A 14,900-nucleotide genomic window follows, 5' to 3' on the forward strand; every position below is an offset into this window, starting at 1 on the left:
GCGCGCTAGTTACGCCGCCCAGAGGAGGCAGTCGCCCGTATCGGCCAAAACAGGAATGCCCTGACCACCGAGGCGGTGCCCACGACGATCACTTCTACGACCGCCCGAGCGGCTCCGGACACAGGGCGTTGGGCTTCATGCCGCCTTTGCAGCGCGCTGGGCGGCGAGCCATTTCCCCATCTGGATGTCTTTGGTGTCCTGGCGGATCGTGGCGATCATCCGGGCGTTCGTTATGTCGTCAACACCCATTTCCCGGTTCCGGCGGGCCAAGACCGCCAGACGGTCAGCCAGTTCGTTCAGCGGGTGCCCGTTATGGCCGCGGACCCATTCGTAGGAGATATTCACCCCGCGGGCCGACCCGAGGATCCGTTTGCATTCGTTGACCGAGTCGGTGTCATCACATGGCTGCAGGGCGCCGGTGGAGACCCGGTCCAAGACCTCCAGTGCGGCCTTGGAGTCGGTGAGGACTTTCAGGTCTCCGACACCTTCGCGCAGGACCGGGTGGTGACCCAGGGTGGATTGGAGCCCGCGGCGGATCGCTGCCAGTTCCCCGGCACGGATGCCGCCATGGGTGCTGACGGACGTGTACGCGCCCAGGATCGGATCAGCGCCGTTAGAGTACGCCAGGACGTAGCCACAGCCGTTGACGGTCCTGCCGCGGCCACGGGATGAGTCACAGGCCAGGACCAGGCCGGAGACAAGGCCGCGTTCAACTTCGGCCACAGCGTCCCGTGCCGCGGCCAGAGCGGCCGGCGGGGCTGTCAGGTCGGTGACGGGCAGGTCGGTTTTGGCGCGCAGCAGTTCCGCTGTCGCCCAGTCGCCGGTGAAAACCTGGGAGGGCATTTCCCCGGTGCGTTTGACGACACGGCCGACGGCCTGGGTGATCTGGGCTGCCAGTTCCCTGTTGGACGGGTTGGTTGACTGACCATGGCCGGGTCCGGAGATGATGAAATCTTTGCCGTCAACAATGGTGTGGACAGCCCAGCGGCACAGGTTCGGCTGCCGGTCCACCAGGACTGTCACGCCATGGCGTTCACTCACCGCAACCAGGGCCGGAACGAACCGGGCCGCCGGCGGGGCCGGCATCGGAACGGCGGTCACCGGACACCCCCGGCGATGTCTTCAAGCGTGATCGGTTTCAGACCGGCCTCGATGCGCTGCTGGTGTTCGGGCATGGCGTTCACGAACGCCATCAGCTCCGACGGGGAATCGAACTCCTGCCTGTTCTGCAGCTCGTGCAAGGCATGATGAATGCGGTCCTCGATGGAGGGCATGGCAGCGAAAACGTCGGCGGCACGGTTGATCAGGTCAGCGTCCGGGTAGACGTTGCCGACATCAATCCTGAACATCCCGGTCGGGTCCCACGGGTCGGTGCCGCGCAGCACCCGTGTCCACGTCTCAGCCCGGCGTTCCCATTCGGCGGCGGAAACCCCGGTGGGCCGCTGCTGCTCGGTGTCCGCTTCATTCCAATACGGGTAGTAGTCGCCGAGTTCCAGTTCATCCAGCTCGGCTGCGAACGCCGGATGCTTGGGGAACATCAGCGCGTACAGCAGCCCGGTTTCCGGGTCATCGGAGACAGCGACCGTGACGGTGTTCAGGTGGCAGGAATGCTCTCCGGCCAGGATCTGCCCGACATGGACGGCCTGGGCCTGGACTGCGTCGAAGATGACCGATTCCGGCCGGGGCGTCCCGGCCAGGTCGGCGGTATCTAGCGCTTTGGCCGCGAATTCGGCGACCTGAACGATTTCGGCGCGGTCCCGGACCGGGGCCATCGCTTCGCGGAGGCGCTCGGCCAGGTCCAGCAGGTCAGTGCCCGGGCGCAGCCGGTAGCCGTGCGGGACGCTCCGGTCCGGACTACGCATTGTCTTTCACCTCCACCAGGTGAGCCCATTCCGGGACGCTGTCGATCCAGTGCTGGGAGGTCACGTTGATCAGCAGGACGATCACCGGAACGGACGGGCGTTCGGTCGGCCACCAGGTTTCACCGTCGGTCGCGATAATGATGGCGGACGGCTTTTTCGGCAGGGACAGGGCATGCACAATCGCTTCACCCATATCGGTGCCGCCGCGGCCGGCAATCTCCGTGATGGAGTCTTTGCCGGTGAACTTCACTGACTGATGGACCATCGTGTCAATGTCCGAGACGATCAGGTCGTCACCTTTGATGCCCAGCTTCCGGGCGATGGCGTAAACCTCATTGGTCGCCATGGCAAGGTCATGGTCGTTGACGGAGCCGGACGTGTCCCGGTAAAAGTGGATCGACGGGATTGGTTTGATGTAACCGGGCGCGATCACGCGGCCGAGGACGCGGCCCTTCCCATCAGACATTGTTTCGTTCATCCGGCGGCGGTTCCGGCGCTTGTACGTCGCGTCGTGGTATCCGGCCTTGTGGGCGACGGCGCGGCGGACATGCGAGGCCAGGACCCGCTCCCACGGTGTCTTGGACGGTGTGAGGATTTCATCGATGATCTGGGCGATACCACCGGGGACAGAACCGATGCCGTGCTGTTCCTGATGCTGGCGGACAGCGGACGCCGTCGCAATGCGGACCAGGTTCTTTTCGATAGCGGACGCCGCTTCGGCCTGACCGCCCATCGTTTCATCGTCACCAAGTTCATGACCACCTTTACGGCCACCGGCACCGGAACCGCAGCCCTTCATCGGGGTCGGCTGGCCCTGGCCGGGGGCGTTGCCGGAACCGGCCTGCGGCTGTCCGTCCTGGCCGGGCTGGCCCTGGCCTCCCTGCTGGCCCTGCTGAGGCTTGGGCTTGTTGGCCTGCTTCTGGCGCAGAACTTCCATGTAGTGCAGCGGTGTCTGGTAGTCGGGCTCCCCGATGTGCGCAGCGAACACACCATGCTTGGCGAGGGCGTCACACCCGGCGTCCCGCAGATCATCATTAATGCTCATATCAGCGGCTGCGTTCCAGGTTTCGTGCTCATCATTGGAGACACCGGCCAGCTCGGCCAGCCAGGAATGCTCGGCCAGCAGATGCGAGCACTCATGCAGCAGGGCTTCGGCCCCGAACTGGGCACCCATAGGAATGACCTTGTCGAAGTTGATGTAGCAGCGGTGGCCGGGGTCCACACCGAAGGTGTCCACAGCGTCGGAGTTGACCGGGCGGAGCGAAAACATCAGCGAGCCCATGTAGGGCATGATCTGCAAAGCGGTGGCACGCCAGGCCTGAAAATGCAGCATCTGATCGTCTGTGGGAGTGGTGAGGTTTCTCATGCCCATTATGTGTGCGGCGTCCCCGGTCCTGCTCACCGTCTCCGGAAAAAGCCCCGCCCCTGCCGGTGGGTTATGACAGCCGGTGGCAGGGGCGAGGTGGTCAGGTGGGCTTAGTCGGTGGTCGGTGCACCGGCAAGCATGACGTCCAAGGGGACTTCGCGGCCGGTGACTTTCTGCACGTCGTCGCTGAGCCAGCGCTTGTTTTTAGGTCCGGAACCGAAGCTTTCAAAGACCCCGTCCACGGCGTAGAGCTTCGCTTCCAGTTTCCGGGCGCGGGTGACCATGAGCAGACCGGCGCCGCGGGCGGACGGCTGGGCGAACACCGCATGCAATGCCCCGGCGCCGAAGCGCAGGGCGCGGAGGTCGACTTCGGCGATTTCTTTGCCGTCGGTGAGCCGGACCTTCTTGCCTTCTTTGAGCTTGAACGGGGAAGACACCGACGCGGAAAACTCACGGGAATCGGAGTTCATCGGCACGATCCGGCACGCCTGACCGTCGATCACATGCATTTCCAGCAAACCCGGGTCGATGGTGCGCAGACCGTTCGCCTTCGCGGAGAAACCTTCGAGCATGGAATACACGTAGCAGTCATTGGAGATACCGCCCCACGCCGCCTGTTCCATGATCTTGCGTTCCATGTCCTCCATTGCTTTGACCGCGACCTCATATTTGAGGGCGGTCGGCCGCGTACCGGCCTGGGCCAGTGCAATCAGCGACCGCATTGTGAACGCGACGGACGGGCCTTTGACGTTGAACGCCTCAGCCCAGTCATCAAAGCTTGTTTCCGTCAGTGTGTCCGGCAGCCAGTAGCGGTAGCTCAGCGCCTCGGTCAGGATCGGAAGTTTCAGCGACACGGGCAGTCCCCTGCTGATGCGCAGGCGACGTCCCAGTGCTTTGAAATCGGTGGAGGGCATGTTGTCGGCCATGACGAGCACCTTGGCCCAGGTCTTGGCGTCAGGGACGACCGTGGAGGCCAGCGGTTCAATGAGGGCTTTCTCGAGCACGTCCGGGGTCAGCGGGACGGCGGGTGCGTTGAGGGCGTGATACTGGAGGCCTTTGCCTCGGGAGTAAATCATCCCGGTCGGTGCGATGCCCAGACCGGGGAACAGTGAACGATCACCGGGCACGTTGGCGAAGGCCGCTGCGGCTCGCGCTTCGGCACGGTAAGCGACGAGGATGTCTTTAGGGGAAGCGGGGGCTATCGCAATGGCTGTCATGTCTCTTATGTGTGCGGCGCCGGCCGCCCCGCTCACCGGACAAAAGGCCTTGCTGCGGTGCGTCCGGCGCCAATTCCCGCCCTACCGGCCGTTCCCACCAAACGACCGTCACCCTACCACTTGGTCGAGTGGGAAAATCCCCGGAACGGCGGGGAATATAGGGCCCCTACTACTACTACTCTACTTAAACGACCTTAAGAGATATATATATATAGGGGCCCCCTTGCTCTCTACCCTTCAGCCCCTCCCTCTTATAAGAGAGTACTTTTCTCTCCATATATATGTCCCTCCCCAGGTAGGTTTGGTCGAGTGAGGGTCCGGCACCGGGCAAAATCCGCGCCAGCACTGGGATGCAGGCCTGTCCGGTGTTACGAGTGGCGGTAGGTTGGGCCATGTTTGGGGTGTTTTTGCGGTGGAGTGGGTTCACGGATAGAACCAGTGAGAGACCGCGGATTTGAAGCCACGTGATAACCTGAGGAACGATACCGACCCCTAGAGACGAGGGTTATCACGTGAGGTCCTGACCAGGACCCGTGACACGGTGAGGGCTAGCATCGGCGCCGCACACATAAAGGCCATGACTTCCCTTGGAATTGACCTCGCAGACCTCGGCTTCGCGCCAATCATCGACGTACCCGAGCAGGCACTGGCCGAACCCGTCAACGACGGACGTACCCTCATCGTCGGGTCCACCCTCGCCAAAGCGCTGTACAGCGTGTGGTCAGGTGCTCCCATCACGATCGTTGACTCCCCTCCCGGGGCCGGAAAGACCACCTTGGTCGCCCAGGCCGTCGCTTACCTGCGGGAACGGTCCAACCTGAAAATCATCGTCGCGTGCGCCACCCGCCGCGCCGCGTATGACATTGCGGAACGGATTGCTGCAGAGCTCGGTCCGGACAAAGACGGCAACCCGCAGGTTGCCTTGTCGGTCTCCAACATGGAACCGCCCATCGGCGTCTCCCGAGGCGGTGCCTCCGCCGGGGGCAAAAACATTCCGGTTGTGCGCACCATCGCATCCTGCAAAACGTCCAACCGTCCGACCTGTGATCTGATGATCATTGACGAGGCCTACCAGGCGACATTCGCTGACGTGTCCAACGCCTCCGACGAAGCCCAGCAGCTTCTCATGGTGGGTGATCCCGGCCAGATCGGACCGGTCGTGACAGCCGACGTGTCCGCGTTCCGTGGGCGCGAAACGGCTCCCCAGATGCGCGCCCCGGAAGTGTTCGCCAGGATGGTGAACGCTGAAATCCATTCCCTGGACACCACGTACCGGCTCGGCCAGGAAACCGTTGACGCTATCGCGCCACTGTACGATTTTCCGTTCTCATCCTCCCGCCCGGACCGGTACCTGACCGACGCGGACGGTGAGCGGGTCTCCGAAATCGTGCCGCTGCTGCTGGACCCGTCCCCGACGTTTGACCACCTGCCGACGCTGGTCCGGGTTGCTGAATACGCGGCTGGTCTCATCGGGGTTGAGCTGGTCGAATTTGACGACGATGATCAGCCGTTCAACCGTGCGCTGGTCGCATCCGACATCGCCGTTGTGGTCGCCCACAATGCCCAGGCATCCGGCATCACCGCGATCCTGCGGACGCTGAAAGCGGACGGCATCCATGTCGGCACGGCCGATAAGATGCAGGGCGGCCAGTGGCACGCGGTGGTCGCCATGGACCCGTTCATCGGTTACACCTCCGCCGGTTCCCATCAGCTCTCCCCCGGCCGCCTGTGCGTTATGGCTTCCAGGCATCAAACCCACTTGTCATGGGCCCATGATGGCGACTGGGAGACAGCCCTGATGGACCCGGACATCGACCAGAACGAAGCGCGGCTCGGCCGTCGCGTCCGCATCGCGCTGACCGCCGAATAGCGGGTCAGTACGGCTGGTCCCTGTCTGCACCAGCGGGCAGGGACCAAGCCGTCTCCGCACACATAGGGTTCATGACAACGACGAAGCATCTGTGGGACCACGAGCACCCGCACTATTGCGAGCACGGCAACTTTTACTCCCGTGGTTTGGCTACCGGGTATGAGTCCTGGGCTGAATTTTCCCGTCCGGTCACGTATGACCGGAGCGGCCCGCAACTCATCCAGGACGGACGTTGCTCTATGACGGGGATCCGGATATGAACTGTCTGTTCCGCTGGGATTGGCGGGCTATGCACCTTGAATTTCCGGAGGACTACCCTAACGGGCAGGAGCTGTACTACCTCGACCTGTTTTTCATGATGCAGGGCAAACCGTATAACCAGTCTGTCCGGGTTACCGTCACCCCGGCGGACGAGCCGGCCATCCGGGAATGGCTGGCAGAGCGGGCCAAAACCATGCGCGCCATGTGGGAGCCTTTTCTGGCCTGACCTGCCCGTACAAACCCGAAAGCCCCTCCGCCAGAAACGGAGGGGCTTTCGGGTCCGGGGACGTTTAGGCAGTCCAGGTATCTGCTTACTGGCCGTGCGCGTCGAAGCGCTGCCCTTCAGACTTGGGTCCCATCAAAGTCAAGACCAGAAGGACGAGGGAGCCGATAAACGGGACCAGACCTATCAGCACCATCCAGCCACTGACGTTCACGTCGTGGAGCCTCCGGACCAACAGCGCCAAGGATGGCACGATGACCGCCAGGAACCAGATTCCGGCCAGCACCACGGCAACAACAGTAATTGGTCCGGGGCTGCTGTTCGTACCGGAGCTGGCGCCGGCAGAAATGATGAGGTTCAGCACGATCGACACCACTGCGGAGACGAGTGTCCACCACCAGTATTCACTCCGGCTGGCCCGGCCGGTGAACGTCGCATATTTCTTGAAAAACCTGGACACTGCTTCCGGCAGTGTGGCGCCGTAGAGCGGTGCCGAAAGCGGCGCTGTGCCGGCCGTGTGAACCGGCTGGTGTGGTGTGTACGTCATGTGGATCTCCTTCTGTAGGTGACGCAGGGTTGGTTCAGCTGCCGCCGGCCGTCGTCAGTGGGGCCAAGCAATCAGCGCAGGTCGTCGATATCGTACAGGCGCTGGTTGCTGAACGCACTAGGTGGTCACGGACGTTTACGCAGGTCAGGGCATAGAAAAGGGCGGCACCAGACGGTGCCGCCCTTTGGGGATCAGGGTCTATTTGAGGAGGCGGACCATGACGCCCGGCTGGAGGAGGAAAACGGTCGGCAGGGCCATGATGGCCAGCAGGGACAACCCGTTGAACGTCGGCTGAGCGATACCAATGACGAAGGCGGCGGCGAGGATGCTGATCTGGAGTGCTTTACGTGTTCTCATGCCTTTCATGTGTGCGGCGTTCGGTGACCTCGTCACCGGTGGTGACGCGGGATCGTTCCGGCAGCACAGGGCACGAAAAGACCCGGCGACGTCCCGTAGAATGCGGGTCGGACCGGGCCTGGACGACAGTGCTCAGCTGTATTCGTGGCGGAGGACGGCACGAAGCTGGGCGTTGCGGGTGCTGACCCGGCTGGTCTTGCCGGCCTTATGGTGCCGGTTGTTCTGGTTGGCGTGGATGCCGGCGGCACCGGTTCCGGCCATTTGGACGCGCGGGCAGGCGGGTTCAGTGACGTGCGTGTAGCCGTGGCGGTTGTTTTTCAAGGTGGCCATGATGTGGAGTCCTTTCAAGGATTATGGGAAGCGGTGCTTCCACCTTCATGATGTGTGCGGCAGGGTCCCGTGCCGGCGACATCATGGGACGCTACTTTCCGGCGCGCACCCCTGAAGACCAAGCCAGAGGTGGCATCTTGTCTCCAGTTAGGCGGCTGAGCGTTCTGCGATCAGTCCCGCGAGTTCCGGGTCCGCGGACCCAATCCGTTCAAAAACTTCCCGCGCCCAGGCATCGGTTTCGAAATCGAACAGGGATCCGCCGGCGTCCCGGACGGTGAGCGCAAGGTCCGCGTACTGGCCGATAAGGACTGTTGTGCGGCCTGTGAGCGCCTGCATCCCTGCCCGGAGTGTGGCGACGTCGTGGGCGAGCTGCCCGGTGAGCGTGGTGCGGTCCACGGTCCGTACGAATGTGCGCACCAGGTCGGTTCCGAGGCGGTAATTGTCTTTGGCGTAGGCGAGCCGGTCCAGGGAGATTGCGAAACGCACTCCCGGGTCGGCCTCGATCCGGGTCCTCCAGTTGTCGAGCTCGGCGTTCATCGGTGTCTCCTTGGCTTTTCGGGGTTCAAGTGTATTTGTCATGTGTGCGGCCGCACCCGCCGGACTCCCCGGTTGAGCTGCCGGGACGCAGCCCCGTAACGCCGTACATGTGTGATGAGTGCGTGTTCCTGCCCAGCCGCTGGACGAAACGCACATATCGTTTTCCTATGTGTTTAGACCCAGACAATGAGCTGGAGGGGCAGGTCTCCATCAACGAATTGCTCATCGCCATGGGAGAAGCGCCTATCGAACCGATCCTGCGCGACCAGATCACGGATGAGGCAACCCCGTTCGTTTACGTTGCGTCGGCACTCCCTGGTCTCTGAATGGTTGGTGCCGGGAACGGAGACGTCCGCACACATGACACGGGTATCCCAAAGGCCAAACGAAAGCAGCACTCTTGAGACATCGTCCATTCTTTGCCGTTGCCCTCACCGGAATCGTGCTGGCAGTGTCAGCCTGCTCGGCCCCTGTTGCTGGGCACCCATCCGCCGAGTCAGCAGCGCCGAGCTCCTCCGCCGGCTGGGAGCTGAACCATGCGGGCGGCGGTGACCGGATCAAGAGCGCCGGCCTGGAAGTGCTGAAAGCTGAAGGCAACGCCGAACACTTTCACGCTCATCTGGACGTCTTCACCGACGGTAAAGCCATGACCGTCCCGGCCGACATCGGCTTCGAGCACAACGCAGCAGGTCAGCCCACCGGCATCTCTGCCCTGCACAGCCACGACGAGTCAGGCATCATCCATATTGAGGCACCCACCGCAGGGGCTACCTACACGCTCGGTCAGTTCCTCACCGAATGGGGAGTACTGGACGGCACCGACAAAACACCGGGCACGGCACACTCGAGCTCTGATGGTTGGGCTGTAGCCGTCAACGGTACCCAGCAGAGCGGCAGCATCAGCGATGTGGTGTTGAAGGCGCACGACGAAATCGTACTGTTCCACGGCACGGCACCGGATCCGCTGCCTGCCAAATTTACTTTCCCGGACGGAGTATAAGGACTATCTTTTGGGCTTGGGGTTCTCTGAACAGTAAATTCTCGGAGAACCCCAAACGTTGTAGGCTCCGCCCAGATTAGTCCGCTCATCCTGGAATTCCATCCGGGTGACCCCGGTGAGGTCCAGTTCGATCTTCTGCGCCTCATCAAGGAAGTTGGCGTCGCGTTCTGCTGCAACGTTGTTATCCAGTGTCACGGCAAAATGGCTTGGACCGGTGTGGCCGGGTGAATCAGCATCCTGACCCACCCACACTTCCAGTTTCGAGCATTTACCTTTCAGCGCCCATTCGGCATGGTCTGGCTCACCAAACCGCGGTCCGGTCGCGTAATAGCCTTGGATGCTGTCCGGAAATTTCGTGTTCTTGATGGAAAGTTGGGCGCGAGAGTCAAATCCGTTCTCCCAAGTCGCCGGACCCACATCTTTCAATGAAAACCATCCCGGCTCTCCGGCTGCCGAGGTCCCACCATCTGTTGGTACGGAACCCGACCCTGGGGCCCCCATCTTTTTCAGGTCACCGGCGACCGCGTCCACCGCGGGCCCGTAGGTGGGGAGCCCTGTATGGGAGCACGGGGAGATCATTCCCCTGATTACCAGCGGGAACTGGGAGGCGTCCGCCTTGCCGGCCATCATGGTGTCCAGGGCCCTCTGGTCCAGGAATTCTTCGAGGATGGTGAAGATGGAGAAAGGCGACAGGCCAAAGCCCGGTCCCAGCTTGATCATGTTCTGCGACAGGTATCCGGCGGTGTACTGGCATTTGATGATGCTTTCACCGACAAACCCGGACGAATCAAAGCTCCCGGCAGAGGATTTGACATATCCGTTGGCGGAAAGCTGCGGGACGATAGTGTCGCCGAAGAGGGGGATGTCCGCGGCCATAGTACTGAGCCCGAACAACTGGCGCTGCACGATGATCTGCGAGCCGACGGTCGCATATTTTGTGCCGGTGCTCAGGTAGGGAAACTTTTCGCAGCTGGCCGGAAGCGGAGCGGCCAGGCAGGTGACCGCTGACGTGCCGGCATCAGGAAGCTGCAGTGCGGTGTTGCTTCCGCCTAGGTTATGCAGCCACTGGATGAAGTCGGCGTAGCCGGTACCGCCCCAGGGTGATCCCTGCAGCGGGGTAGCCAGCGTCACCACTCCTCCCAGCATTCCTGCCTGACCGGAGGCCGCCAGGACACCGTCCGCGGCCCTGATGACAATGCCGCCCATGGAATGGCCGACGGCCAGGACTTTACCGTCACCGCCTCCCTGGGTGAACGCCGTCGAGGCTCCTTTGATGAAGTCAGCCAGGCACGCCTTGGTATTTCCGGCCGCACCCCAGACCTGGTTCGCTTTGGTGTAGTCGAAGGCCACCACCGTGTATCCGCTGCCCAGCCTGCTTTGGAGCGCGTCAACGGCTTTCTGCGACCCCGGGCCGGTGCCCAGCCAGCCGTGCACGTAGATCACCGGCCGAGCCGGACTGGGGCCGGTAAATGCTGCCACCTGGGCACTACAGCCCGAAGACGGGGTGACAGCGTCTGCACTGGGTGAGAGGCCAAGAATGAGCAGCACCGCAACCATGAGCCCGCACAGTATCCGTCTCACGGGGCTCCCGCCTTCTCCGCGGAGAAAATCACCAGATGGTCTGCCTTACGGACCAGGCCCACGTCCCAGACCTGACCGCTGCCGTCACGGGCCTGGACCATCCAGACCCCGGGAATCTGTTCGACCAACGACTTCGCGTCAAGGGTGAGGTTCATGGCCGCTAACCGGGCAGGGAAGCTGGCGTCAACGGTTTCCCCTGCGCCTATGGGCAGGTACGACAGAACTTTGGCGGGTTCAGTTGAGGTCAGAGCCGTTTCAAGATCCGACAGCTCTGCAGATGAGGGGGCAGCCGCCGTCGTTGGTGTAGCTGTAGCTGTTGTGGTGGGTGACATGGGCGCAGCAACCGTAGCCACGGGTGATGGGGGCCCATCGGAGCTGGCTGTAGCGCTTTGGTTCAGCCAAAAGATGGCGACGGCCACCGCGACTGCGAGAACAATGCAGAGAACGACCAGCAGCGCTTTTCCCCGCCTTTGTCTGACCGGTGCGGTCCCTGCCATGGTGCCCCCCTCGCTGGACCGCACCTGTCCTGGGGCGGTGCTGTTCAATTCTGAGTTCACGCTATGTTGTCTGCTGCCTGCACGCAATGGATGACGCATCCCAAAACGCTATGTCCCGGCGGACACCGCTGCCCGCTTGGAGTTTCTGATCGAGGGTGTTGATGCTCACTTCTAAGCTCAGGGACGGATTACTCCCAGCTGTTTTTCATGTAAAGCCTGTACTGTATCCGGGGAAGTAAACTCGAATGTCTCGGGCCGGGGGGCTCCGGACGGACAGCGTATAAGGGAAGTACTGCATGATCTCAGCCGCTGAGGCCTCAGCCTCTACGGTTTTCGGCCTGCCGAGAGTACCCAAGACTGTCATTTCCCGGCCCCGTCTCACCAGGCTTGTCGCCGACCTCCTGGACGACCAGGACTTGATCGTTGTACGCGCGCCATCAGGTGCCGGCAAGACTGTCGCACTTGCAGACTGGGCCGCGTCAGGTGCAACGCCCGGCTATATCTCCTGGGTATCGTTGGATGAAAGGTACACGGATCGGATCTCGTTTTGGCGCGAAATGATCCTCGGCACCATGCGCCGAGTGGCCGAATCGCTGCGCCCTGCCGTTGCTGAATGTGCAGAGGCACTGCTCGCCGGCGCCGACACGCGCACAGTACTTCGGCGTTTTATACCGCTCATCCCCCCGACTACTGTCGTCCTTGACCGGTTGGATCTGGTGAAGGACGTCGAGCTCATTGAGGACATATCCTGGGTGCTGCAGCGGTGCCCGGCCTTGAAGGTAGTGGTGGCAACCCGGAGCAGGTCCCTGTTGGAGTCCCCTGCGGTGTCGCTGGCATTGGACACAGGGGTTATCGGGGCAGTGCCGTTGACATTGAACGTCGAGGAAACCTCAGAACTGCTGAAGCGTCGCGGTTTTTCCATGGACGCCGTGGAGCTGCACGACGCCACTGGAGGACACCCGCTCTTAACCCGCGCTGTGATGGCTGTGTACGGGAAAACCGGTCAGGGAAGTATCAGTGCTTCTGTCCAGACAGCTGTCTCCGACTTCCTAAACCTGTCACTGGCCCGATCCAGCCTCGGCTACGAGGCCAAGAAGTTCATGGTCCGCACCGCTATCCCGGAAGCCTTCACCTTGGACCTCGCAATCAGGCTGAGCGGCGCTGCGGACGTGACCGGGATACTTAATGACCTGGAAGATCAGGGTCTCGGGATGTGGTTCCGTTACGGAGAACATCAGCGTTTCGAATACACCTCCGCGGTGCAGGTCATGCTGCGGCGGGAAGTGAAGCTGATGGACCCGAGGGATATTGACCGGCTGACGCGACTTTGCATCGACTACGACCTGTCTGTGGGTAATCCAGCCAGTGCCCTGCGGCAGGCAATTGATATCAGGGATTTGGACCTGGCGTCCAGGATCGCGTGCGACCACCACATCACCCTCCTTGTCTCACAGGCGCAAACGGTACTGGACATCCTCCACGCACTGCCGGTCTCTCGGTTGCGCAAGCACCCTGCGCTGATCATGGCGCTGGCGCTCTGCCATAACACGACGTCCGCCGGGAGGGTCAGAGCACTGGAGTATTTCGGTCTTGCCGTGACTTTTGCAGGTATGTATCGGTCCTCCCTTGATCCGGTCCAGCGCATCTGGATGCTCACGCTGGAAAGTGCCGCTCTCCGTTTCGCCGGCAAGCTTGAAGCGGCCCTGAAGTATGGAAAGCGTGCCGTCGAAGGTTTTGAGCAGAGCCCTTTGGAGATGAAGGAGCAGCTGGGAGCCTTGGAACCGACCCTGTACATACAGGTCGCCATCGCGTATATCCATGACCGGCAGTTCGATACGGCAGCGGCCCTGCTGGTCAAGGCAGTGGATGCGAGCCGGCGGGCCGCCTCCGTACCGTCCATCCTGCTGGCGACAGGGCTGCTGTCTTACGCCTTGGTTATGACTGGCCGGAGCAAAGAAGCCAGGAAGCACCTTAACATGCTGCAAGATGCGCGTTGGCCGCCAGGAATGTTGGAAAACTACAGGGCGACGACGTACCGGCTGGCTCAGATCCGCGAAGCCATGGATCGTCAAAGCTACATGGAGGCCGGAGAATATCTTGACCTCATCAATGATGAAATGCAGGTCTCGGAATTTTGGCCGCAGATGGTCGTGTTCCAGACCCAGCTGGACATTCACCGGATCGGACAGATCGCAGGCCCGGCGATGCTGGAAGCACGAATCCGCCAGGCGCATCAGGCACCGTTGAATTTCTCCGGGCAGGTGGACCTGGACCATCTGAGGGCGACGTTCTACCTGGCTTCAGGCCACCCACAAAAAGCCGGCTCGGTCCTGATAAAGCACAGTAAGCATGACCCTCGGGTCCTGCTGATGCAGGCGCGGATCGCGCTGTATCAAGGCGATTCGGATAAGACGCTGAAGATGACCAGCCCCGCTGGTCTCGGTGTGCTCGGGCCGAGACTGGAGGTCCAGCGGTTGCTGTTGCGTGCCGCAGCCCGACTAAGGCTTGATGATGCGCAGGCCGCAAAGGACAAATGCCGCGCCGCAGCGTACCTAATGGACAAACACGGGCTGACCATGACTGGAGCCCTGATACCGCGGGAGGATCTGACTGTTCTCGCACACCTGGTCAACACTTTTCTCCCTGATTCTCCTGCACCGTTCGGGATTGTCCCGACCAAGGAGAAGACTGCCTCGTTGACGCCGCGGGAGCTGGTCGTTCTGGGCAGCTTCGCAGTCCACAGTTCGGCAAATGACGTGGCAGCGGCTCTGAACGTCTCCGTTAACACGGTGAAATCCCAGCGCCGGTCCATCCTGAAGAAAATGGGTGCGACCTCACTGGAGGGGGCACTGAGCAGTGCACGCCGCCAGCGGCTCCTGGAGGATTAGGCCCCGGTGAGCCCGTCGCCTGTCTTGGCTGTGTTCTTCCGATCGACGTTGACCCCACGGATACTCATCAGCTGCTGGGGTTCAATCCAGTAGGATACCGGGCCTTTCGCGAGCAGGGCCGGCAGGTGCATGCGGGTGTGATGGCCGCAGAGCAGGACGTCAGTCTCGGTCTTGCCGGTGCCCTCAGGGTCTGCCGGGATCGTGAAAACGAAGGATGCACGTGCATGTTGAATGCAGCGGTCGCATCGGTCCAGCAGCGACAGGGCCCGTTCGGGCGGCTGGGTTTCCAGGTGGGCGTTCAGCTGGTCGGCCAGCTTGCTCAATGGTTTTGTCAAGGTTTCAGTGGTCATGGTCTCCATGTGTA

General features: G+C 62.0%; 17 protein-coding genes. 6 read left to right on the forward strand and 11 right to left on the reverse strand.

What is annotated here, in order from left to right:
• Positions 1–135 precede the first annotated feature (135 nt).
• The 4 genes from IV500_RS05620 to IV500_RS05635 form a co-directional block, all read right to left on the reverse strand.
• Positions 136–1,101, reverse strand: coding sequence for an RNase H family protein (locus IV500_RS05620; protein ID WP_196395854.1), 966 nt, complete (start codon positions 1,099–1,101; stop codon positions 136–138).
• Entirely contained in the window at positions 1,098–1,862 is a 765-nt protein-coding gene (locus IV500_RS05625; RefSeq protein WP_196395855.1) for a hypothetical protein, read from the reverse strand. Before IV500_RS05625 ends, IV500_RS05620 begins: the two co-directional genes overlap by 4 nt.
• On the reverse strand, positions 1,855–3,228 hold the full coding sequence (locus IV500_RS05630) for a vWA domain-containing protein (RefSeq protein WP_196395856.1): 1,374 nt from the start codon (positions 3,226–3,228) through the stop codon (positions 1,855–1,857). Before IV500_RS05630 ends, IV500_RS05625 begins: the two co-directional genes overlap by 8 nt.
• 110 nt (positions 3,229–3,338) lie before the next feature.
• Entirely contained in the window at positions 3,339–4,445 is a 1,107-nt protein-coding gene (locus IV500_RS05635; RefSeq protein WP_230854560.1) for a hypothetical protein, read from the reverse strand.
• A 577-nt stretch (positions 4,446–5,022) separates the two neighbouring features.
• Between IV500_RS05635 and IV500_RS05640 the strand changes: the two genes are divergently transcribed.
• The 3 genes from IV500_RS05640 (at position 5,023) to IV500_RS05650 (ending at position 6,802) form a co-directional block, all read left to right on the forward strand.
• Positions 5,023–6,315, forward strand: a complete 1,293-nt coding sequence (locus IV500_RS05640; RefSeq protein ID WP_230854561.1) for an AAA family ATPase — start codon at positions 5,023–5,025, stop codon at positions 6,313–6,315.
• Between the two features lie 71 nt (positions 6,316–6,386).
• Positions 6,387–6,575, forward strand: a complete 189-nt coding sequence (locus tag IV500_RS05645; RefSeq protein ID WP_196395858.1) for a hypothetical protein — start codon at positions 6,387–6,389, stop codon at positions 6,573–6,575.
• A gap of 29 nt (positions 6,576–6,604) precedes the next feature.
• Positions 6,605–6,802, forward strand: coding sequence for a hypothetical protein (locus tag IV500_RS05650; protein WP_196395859.1), 198 nt, complete (start codon positions 6,605–6,607; stop codon positions 6,800–6,802).
• Between the two features lie 85 nt (positions 6,803–6,887).
• Here the strand turns inward: IV500_RS05650 and IV500_RS05655 are convergent, their stop codons facing one another.
• The 4 genes from IV500_RS05655 to IV500_RS05670 form a co-directional block, all read right to left on the reverse strand.
• Positions 6,888–7,346, reverse strand: a complete 459-nt coding sequence (locus tag IV500_RS05655) for a DUF805 domain-containing protein (protein ID WP_196395860.1) — start codon at positions 7,344–7,346, stop codon at positions 6,888–6,890.
• 198 nt (positions 7,347–7,544) lie between these two features.
• Positions 7,545–7,703 carry a hypothetical protein gene (locus tag IV500_RS05660; protein WP_196395861.1) on the reverse strand — a complete coding sequence of 53 codons (159 nt, stop codon included), beginning with the start codon at positions 7,701–7,703 and terminating at the stop codon, positions 7,545–7,547.
• A gap of 132 nt (positions 7,704–7,835) precedes the next feature.
• Positions 7,836–8,033 carry a hypothetical protein gene (locus IV500_RS05665; RefSeq protein ID WP_196395862.1) on the reverse strand — a complete coding sequence of 66 codons (198 nt, stop codon included), beginning with the start codon at positions 8,031–8,033 and terminating at the stop codon, positions 7,836–7,838.
• Between the two features lie 147 nt (positions 8,034–8,180).
• Positions 8,181–8,570, reverse strand: coding sequence for a hypothetical protein (locus tag IV500_RS05670; RefSeq protein ID WP_196395863.1), 390 nt, complete (start codon positions 8,568–8,570; stop codon positions 8,181–8,183).
• 167 nt (positions 8,571–8,737) lie between these two features.
• On the opposite strand from IV500_RS05670, the gene IV500_RS05675 reads away from it, so the two are divergent.
• Together IV500_RS05675 and IV500_RS05680 are read left to right on the forward strand one after the other, a co-directional pair.
• Positions 8,738–8,896 (forward strand): hypothetical protein, encoded by a 159-nt coding sequence (locus IV500_RS05675; protein WP_196395864.1) that lies wholly within the window; start codon positions 8,738–8,740, stop codon positions 8,894–8,896.
• A 74-nt stretch (positions 8,897–8,970) separates the two neighbouring features.
• On the forward strand, positions 8,971–9,570 hold the full coding sequence (locus IV500_RS05680; RefSeq protein WP_196395865.1) for a hypothetical protein: 600 nt from the start codon (positions 8,971–8,973) through the stop codon (positions 9,568–9,570).
• Positions 9,571–9,573: 3 nt separating this feature from the next.
• Here IV500_RS05680 and IV500_RS05685 read toward each other — a convergent pair whose 3' ends face one another.
• Positions 9,574–11,151 carry an alpha/beta fold hydrolase gene (locus IV500_RS05685; protein ID WP_196395866.1) on the reverse strand — a complete coding sequence of 526 codons (1,578 nt, stop codon included), beginning with the start codon at positions 11,149–11,151 and terminating at the stop codon, positions 9,574–9,576.
• Entirely contained in the window at positions 11,148–11,648 is a 501-nt protein-coding gene (locus IV500_RS05690; protein ID WP_196395867.1) for a hypothetical protein, read from the reverse strand. The genes IV500_RS05685 and IV500_RS05690 overlap by 4 nt, the downstream gene beginning before the upstream one ends.
• 296 nt (positions 11,649–11,944) lie before the next feature.
• Here IV500_RS05690 and IV500_RS05695 point away from each other — a divergent pair, with 296 nt between their 5' ends.
• Positions 11,945–14,536: a LuxR C-terminal-related transcriptional regulator gene (locus IV500_RS05695; RefSeq protein WP_196395868.1), complete on the forward strand. Its 2,592-nt coding sequence runs from the start codon at positions 11,945–11,947 to the stop codon at positions 14,534–14,536.
• On the opposite strand, the gene IV500_RS05700 is transcribed toward IV500_RS05695, so the two are convergent.
• Positions 14,533–14,886: a DUF7455 domain-containing protein gene (locus IV500_RS05700; protein WP_230854562.1), complete on the reverse strand. Its 354-nt coding sequence runs from the start codon at positions 14,884–14,886 to the stop codon at positions 14,533–14,535. The genes IV500_RS05695 and IV500_RS05700 overlap by 4 nt on opposite strands.
• Between the last annotated feature and the right edge of the window lie 14 nt (positions 14,887–14,900).

Source organism: Arthrobacter terrae (assembly GCF_015708085.1).
Lineage (GTDB): Bacteria > Actinomycetota > Actinomycetes > Actinomycetales > Micrococcaceae > Arthrobacter_M > Arthrobacter_M terrae.

Bases quoted from the DNA above. Each gene is read 5' to 3' on its own strand.
- IV500_RS05635 (WP_230854560.1), bottom strand. From the start codon at position 4,445: ATGACAGCCATTGCGATAGCCCCCGCTTCCCCTAAAGACATCCTCGTC.
- IV500_RS05645 (WP_196395858.1), top strand. From the start codon at position 6,387: ATGACAACGACGAAGCATCTGTGGGACCACGAGCACCCGCACTATTGC.
- IV500_RS05670 (WP_196395863.1), bottom strand. From the start codon at position 8,570: ATGAACGCCGAGCTCGACAACTGGAGGACCCGGATCGAGGCCGACCCG.
- IV500_RS05700 (WP_230854562.1), bottom strand. From the start codon at position 14,886: ATGACCACTGAAACCTTGACAAAACCATTGAGCAAGCTGGCCGACCAG.
- IV500_RS05665 (WP_196395862.1), bottom strand. From the start codon at position 8,033: ATGGCCACCTTGAAAAACAACCGCCACGGCTACACGCACGTCACTGAA.
- IV500_RS05630 (WP_196395856.1), bottom strand. From the start codon at position 3,228: ATGAGAAACCTCACCACTCCCACAGACGATCAGATGCTGCATTTTCAG.
- IV500_RS05650 (WP_196395859.1), top strand. From the start codon at position 6,605: ATGCACCTTGAATTTCCGGAGGACTACCCTAACGGGCAGGAGCTGTAC.
- IV500_RS05690 (WP_196395867.1), bottom strand. From the start codon at position 11,648: ATGGCAGGGACCGCACCGGTCAGACAAAGGCGGGGAAAAGCGCTGCTG.
- IV500_RS05625 (WP_196395855.1), bottom strand. From the start codon at position 1,862: ATGCGTAGTCCGGACCGGAGCGTCCCGCACGGCTACCGGCTGCGCCCG.
- IV500_RS05695 (WP_196395868.1), top strand. From the start codon at position 11,945: ATGATCTCAGCCGCTGAGGCCTCAGCCTCTACGGTTTTCGGCCTGCCG.
- IV500_RS05660 (WP_196395861.1), bottom strand. From the start codon at position 7,703: ATGAGAACACGTAAAGCACTCCAGATCAGCATCCTCGCCGCCGCCTTC.
- IV500_RS05640 (WP_230854561.1), top strand. From the start codon at position 5,023: ATGACTTCCCTTGGAATTGACCTCGCAGACCTCGGCTTCGCGCCAATC.
- IV500_RS05675 (WP_196395864.1), top strand. From the start codon at position 8,738: ATGTGTTTAGACCCAGACAATGAGCTGGAGGGGCAGGTCTCCATCAAC.
- IV500_RS05655 (WP_196395860.1), bottom strand. From the start codon at position 7,346: ATGACGTACACACCACACCAGCCGGTTCACACGGCCGGCACAGCGCCG.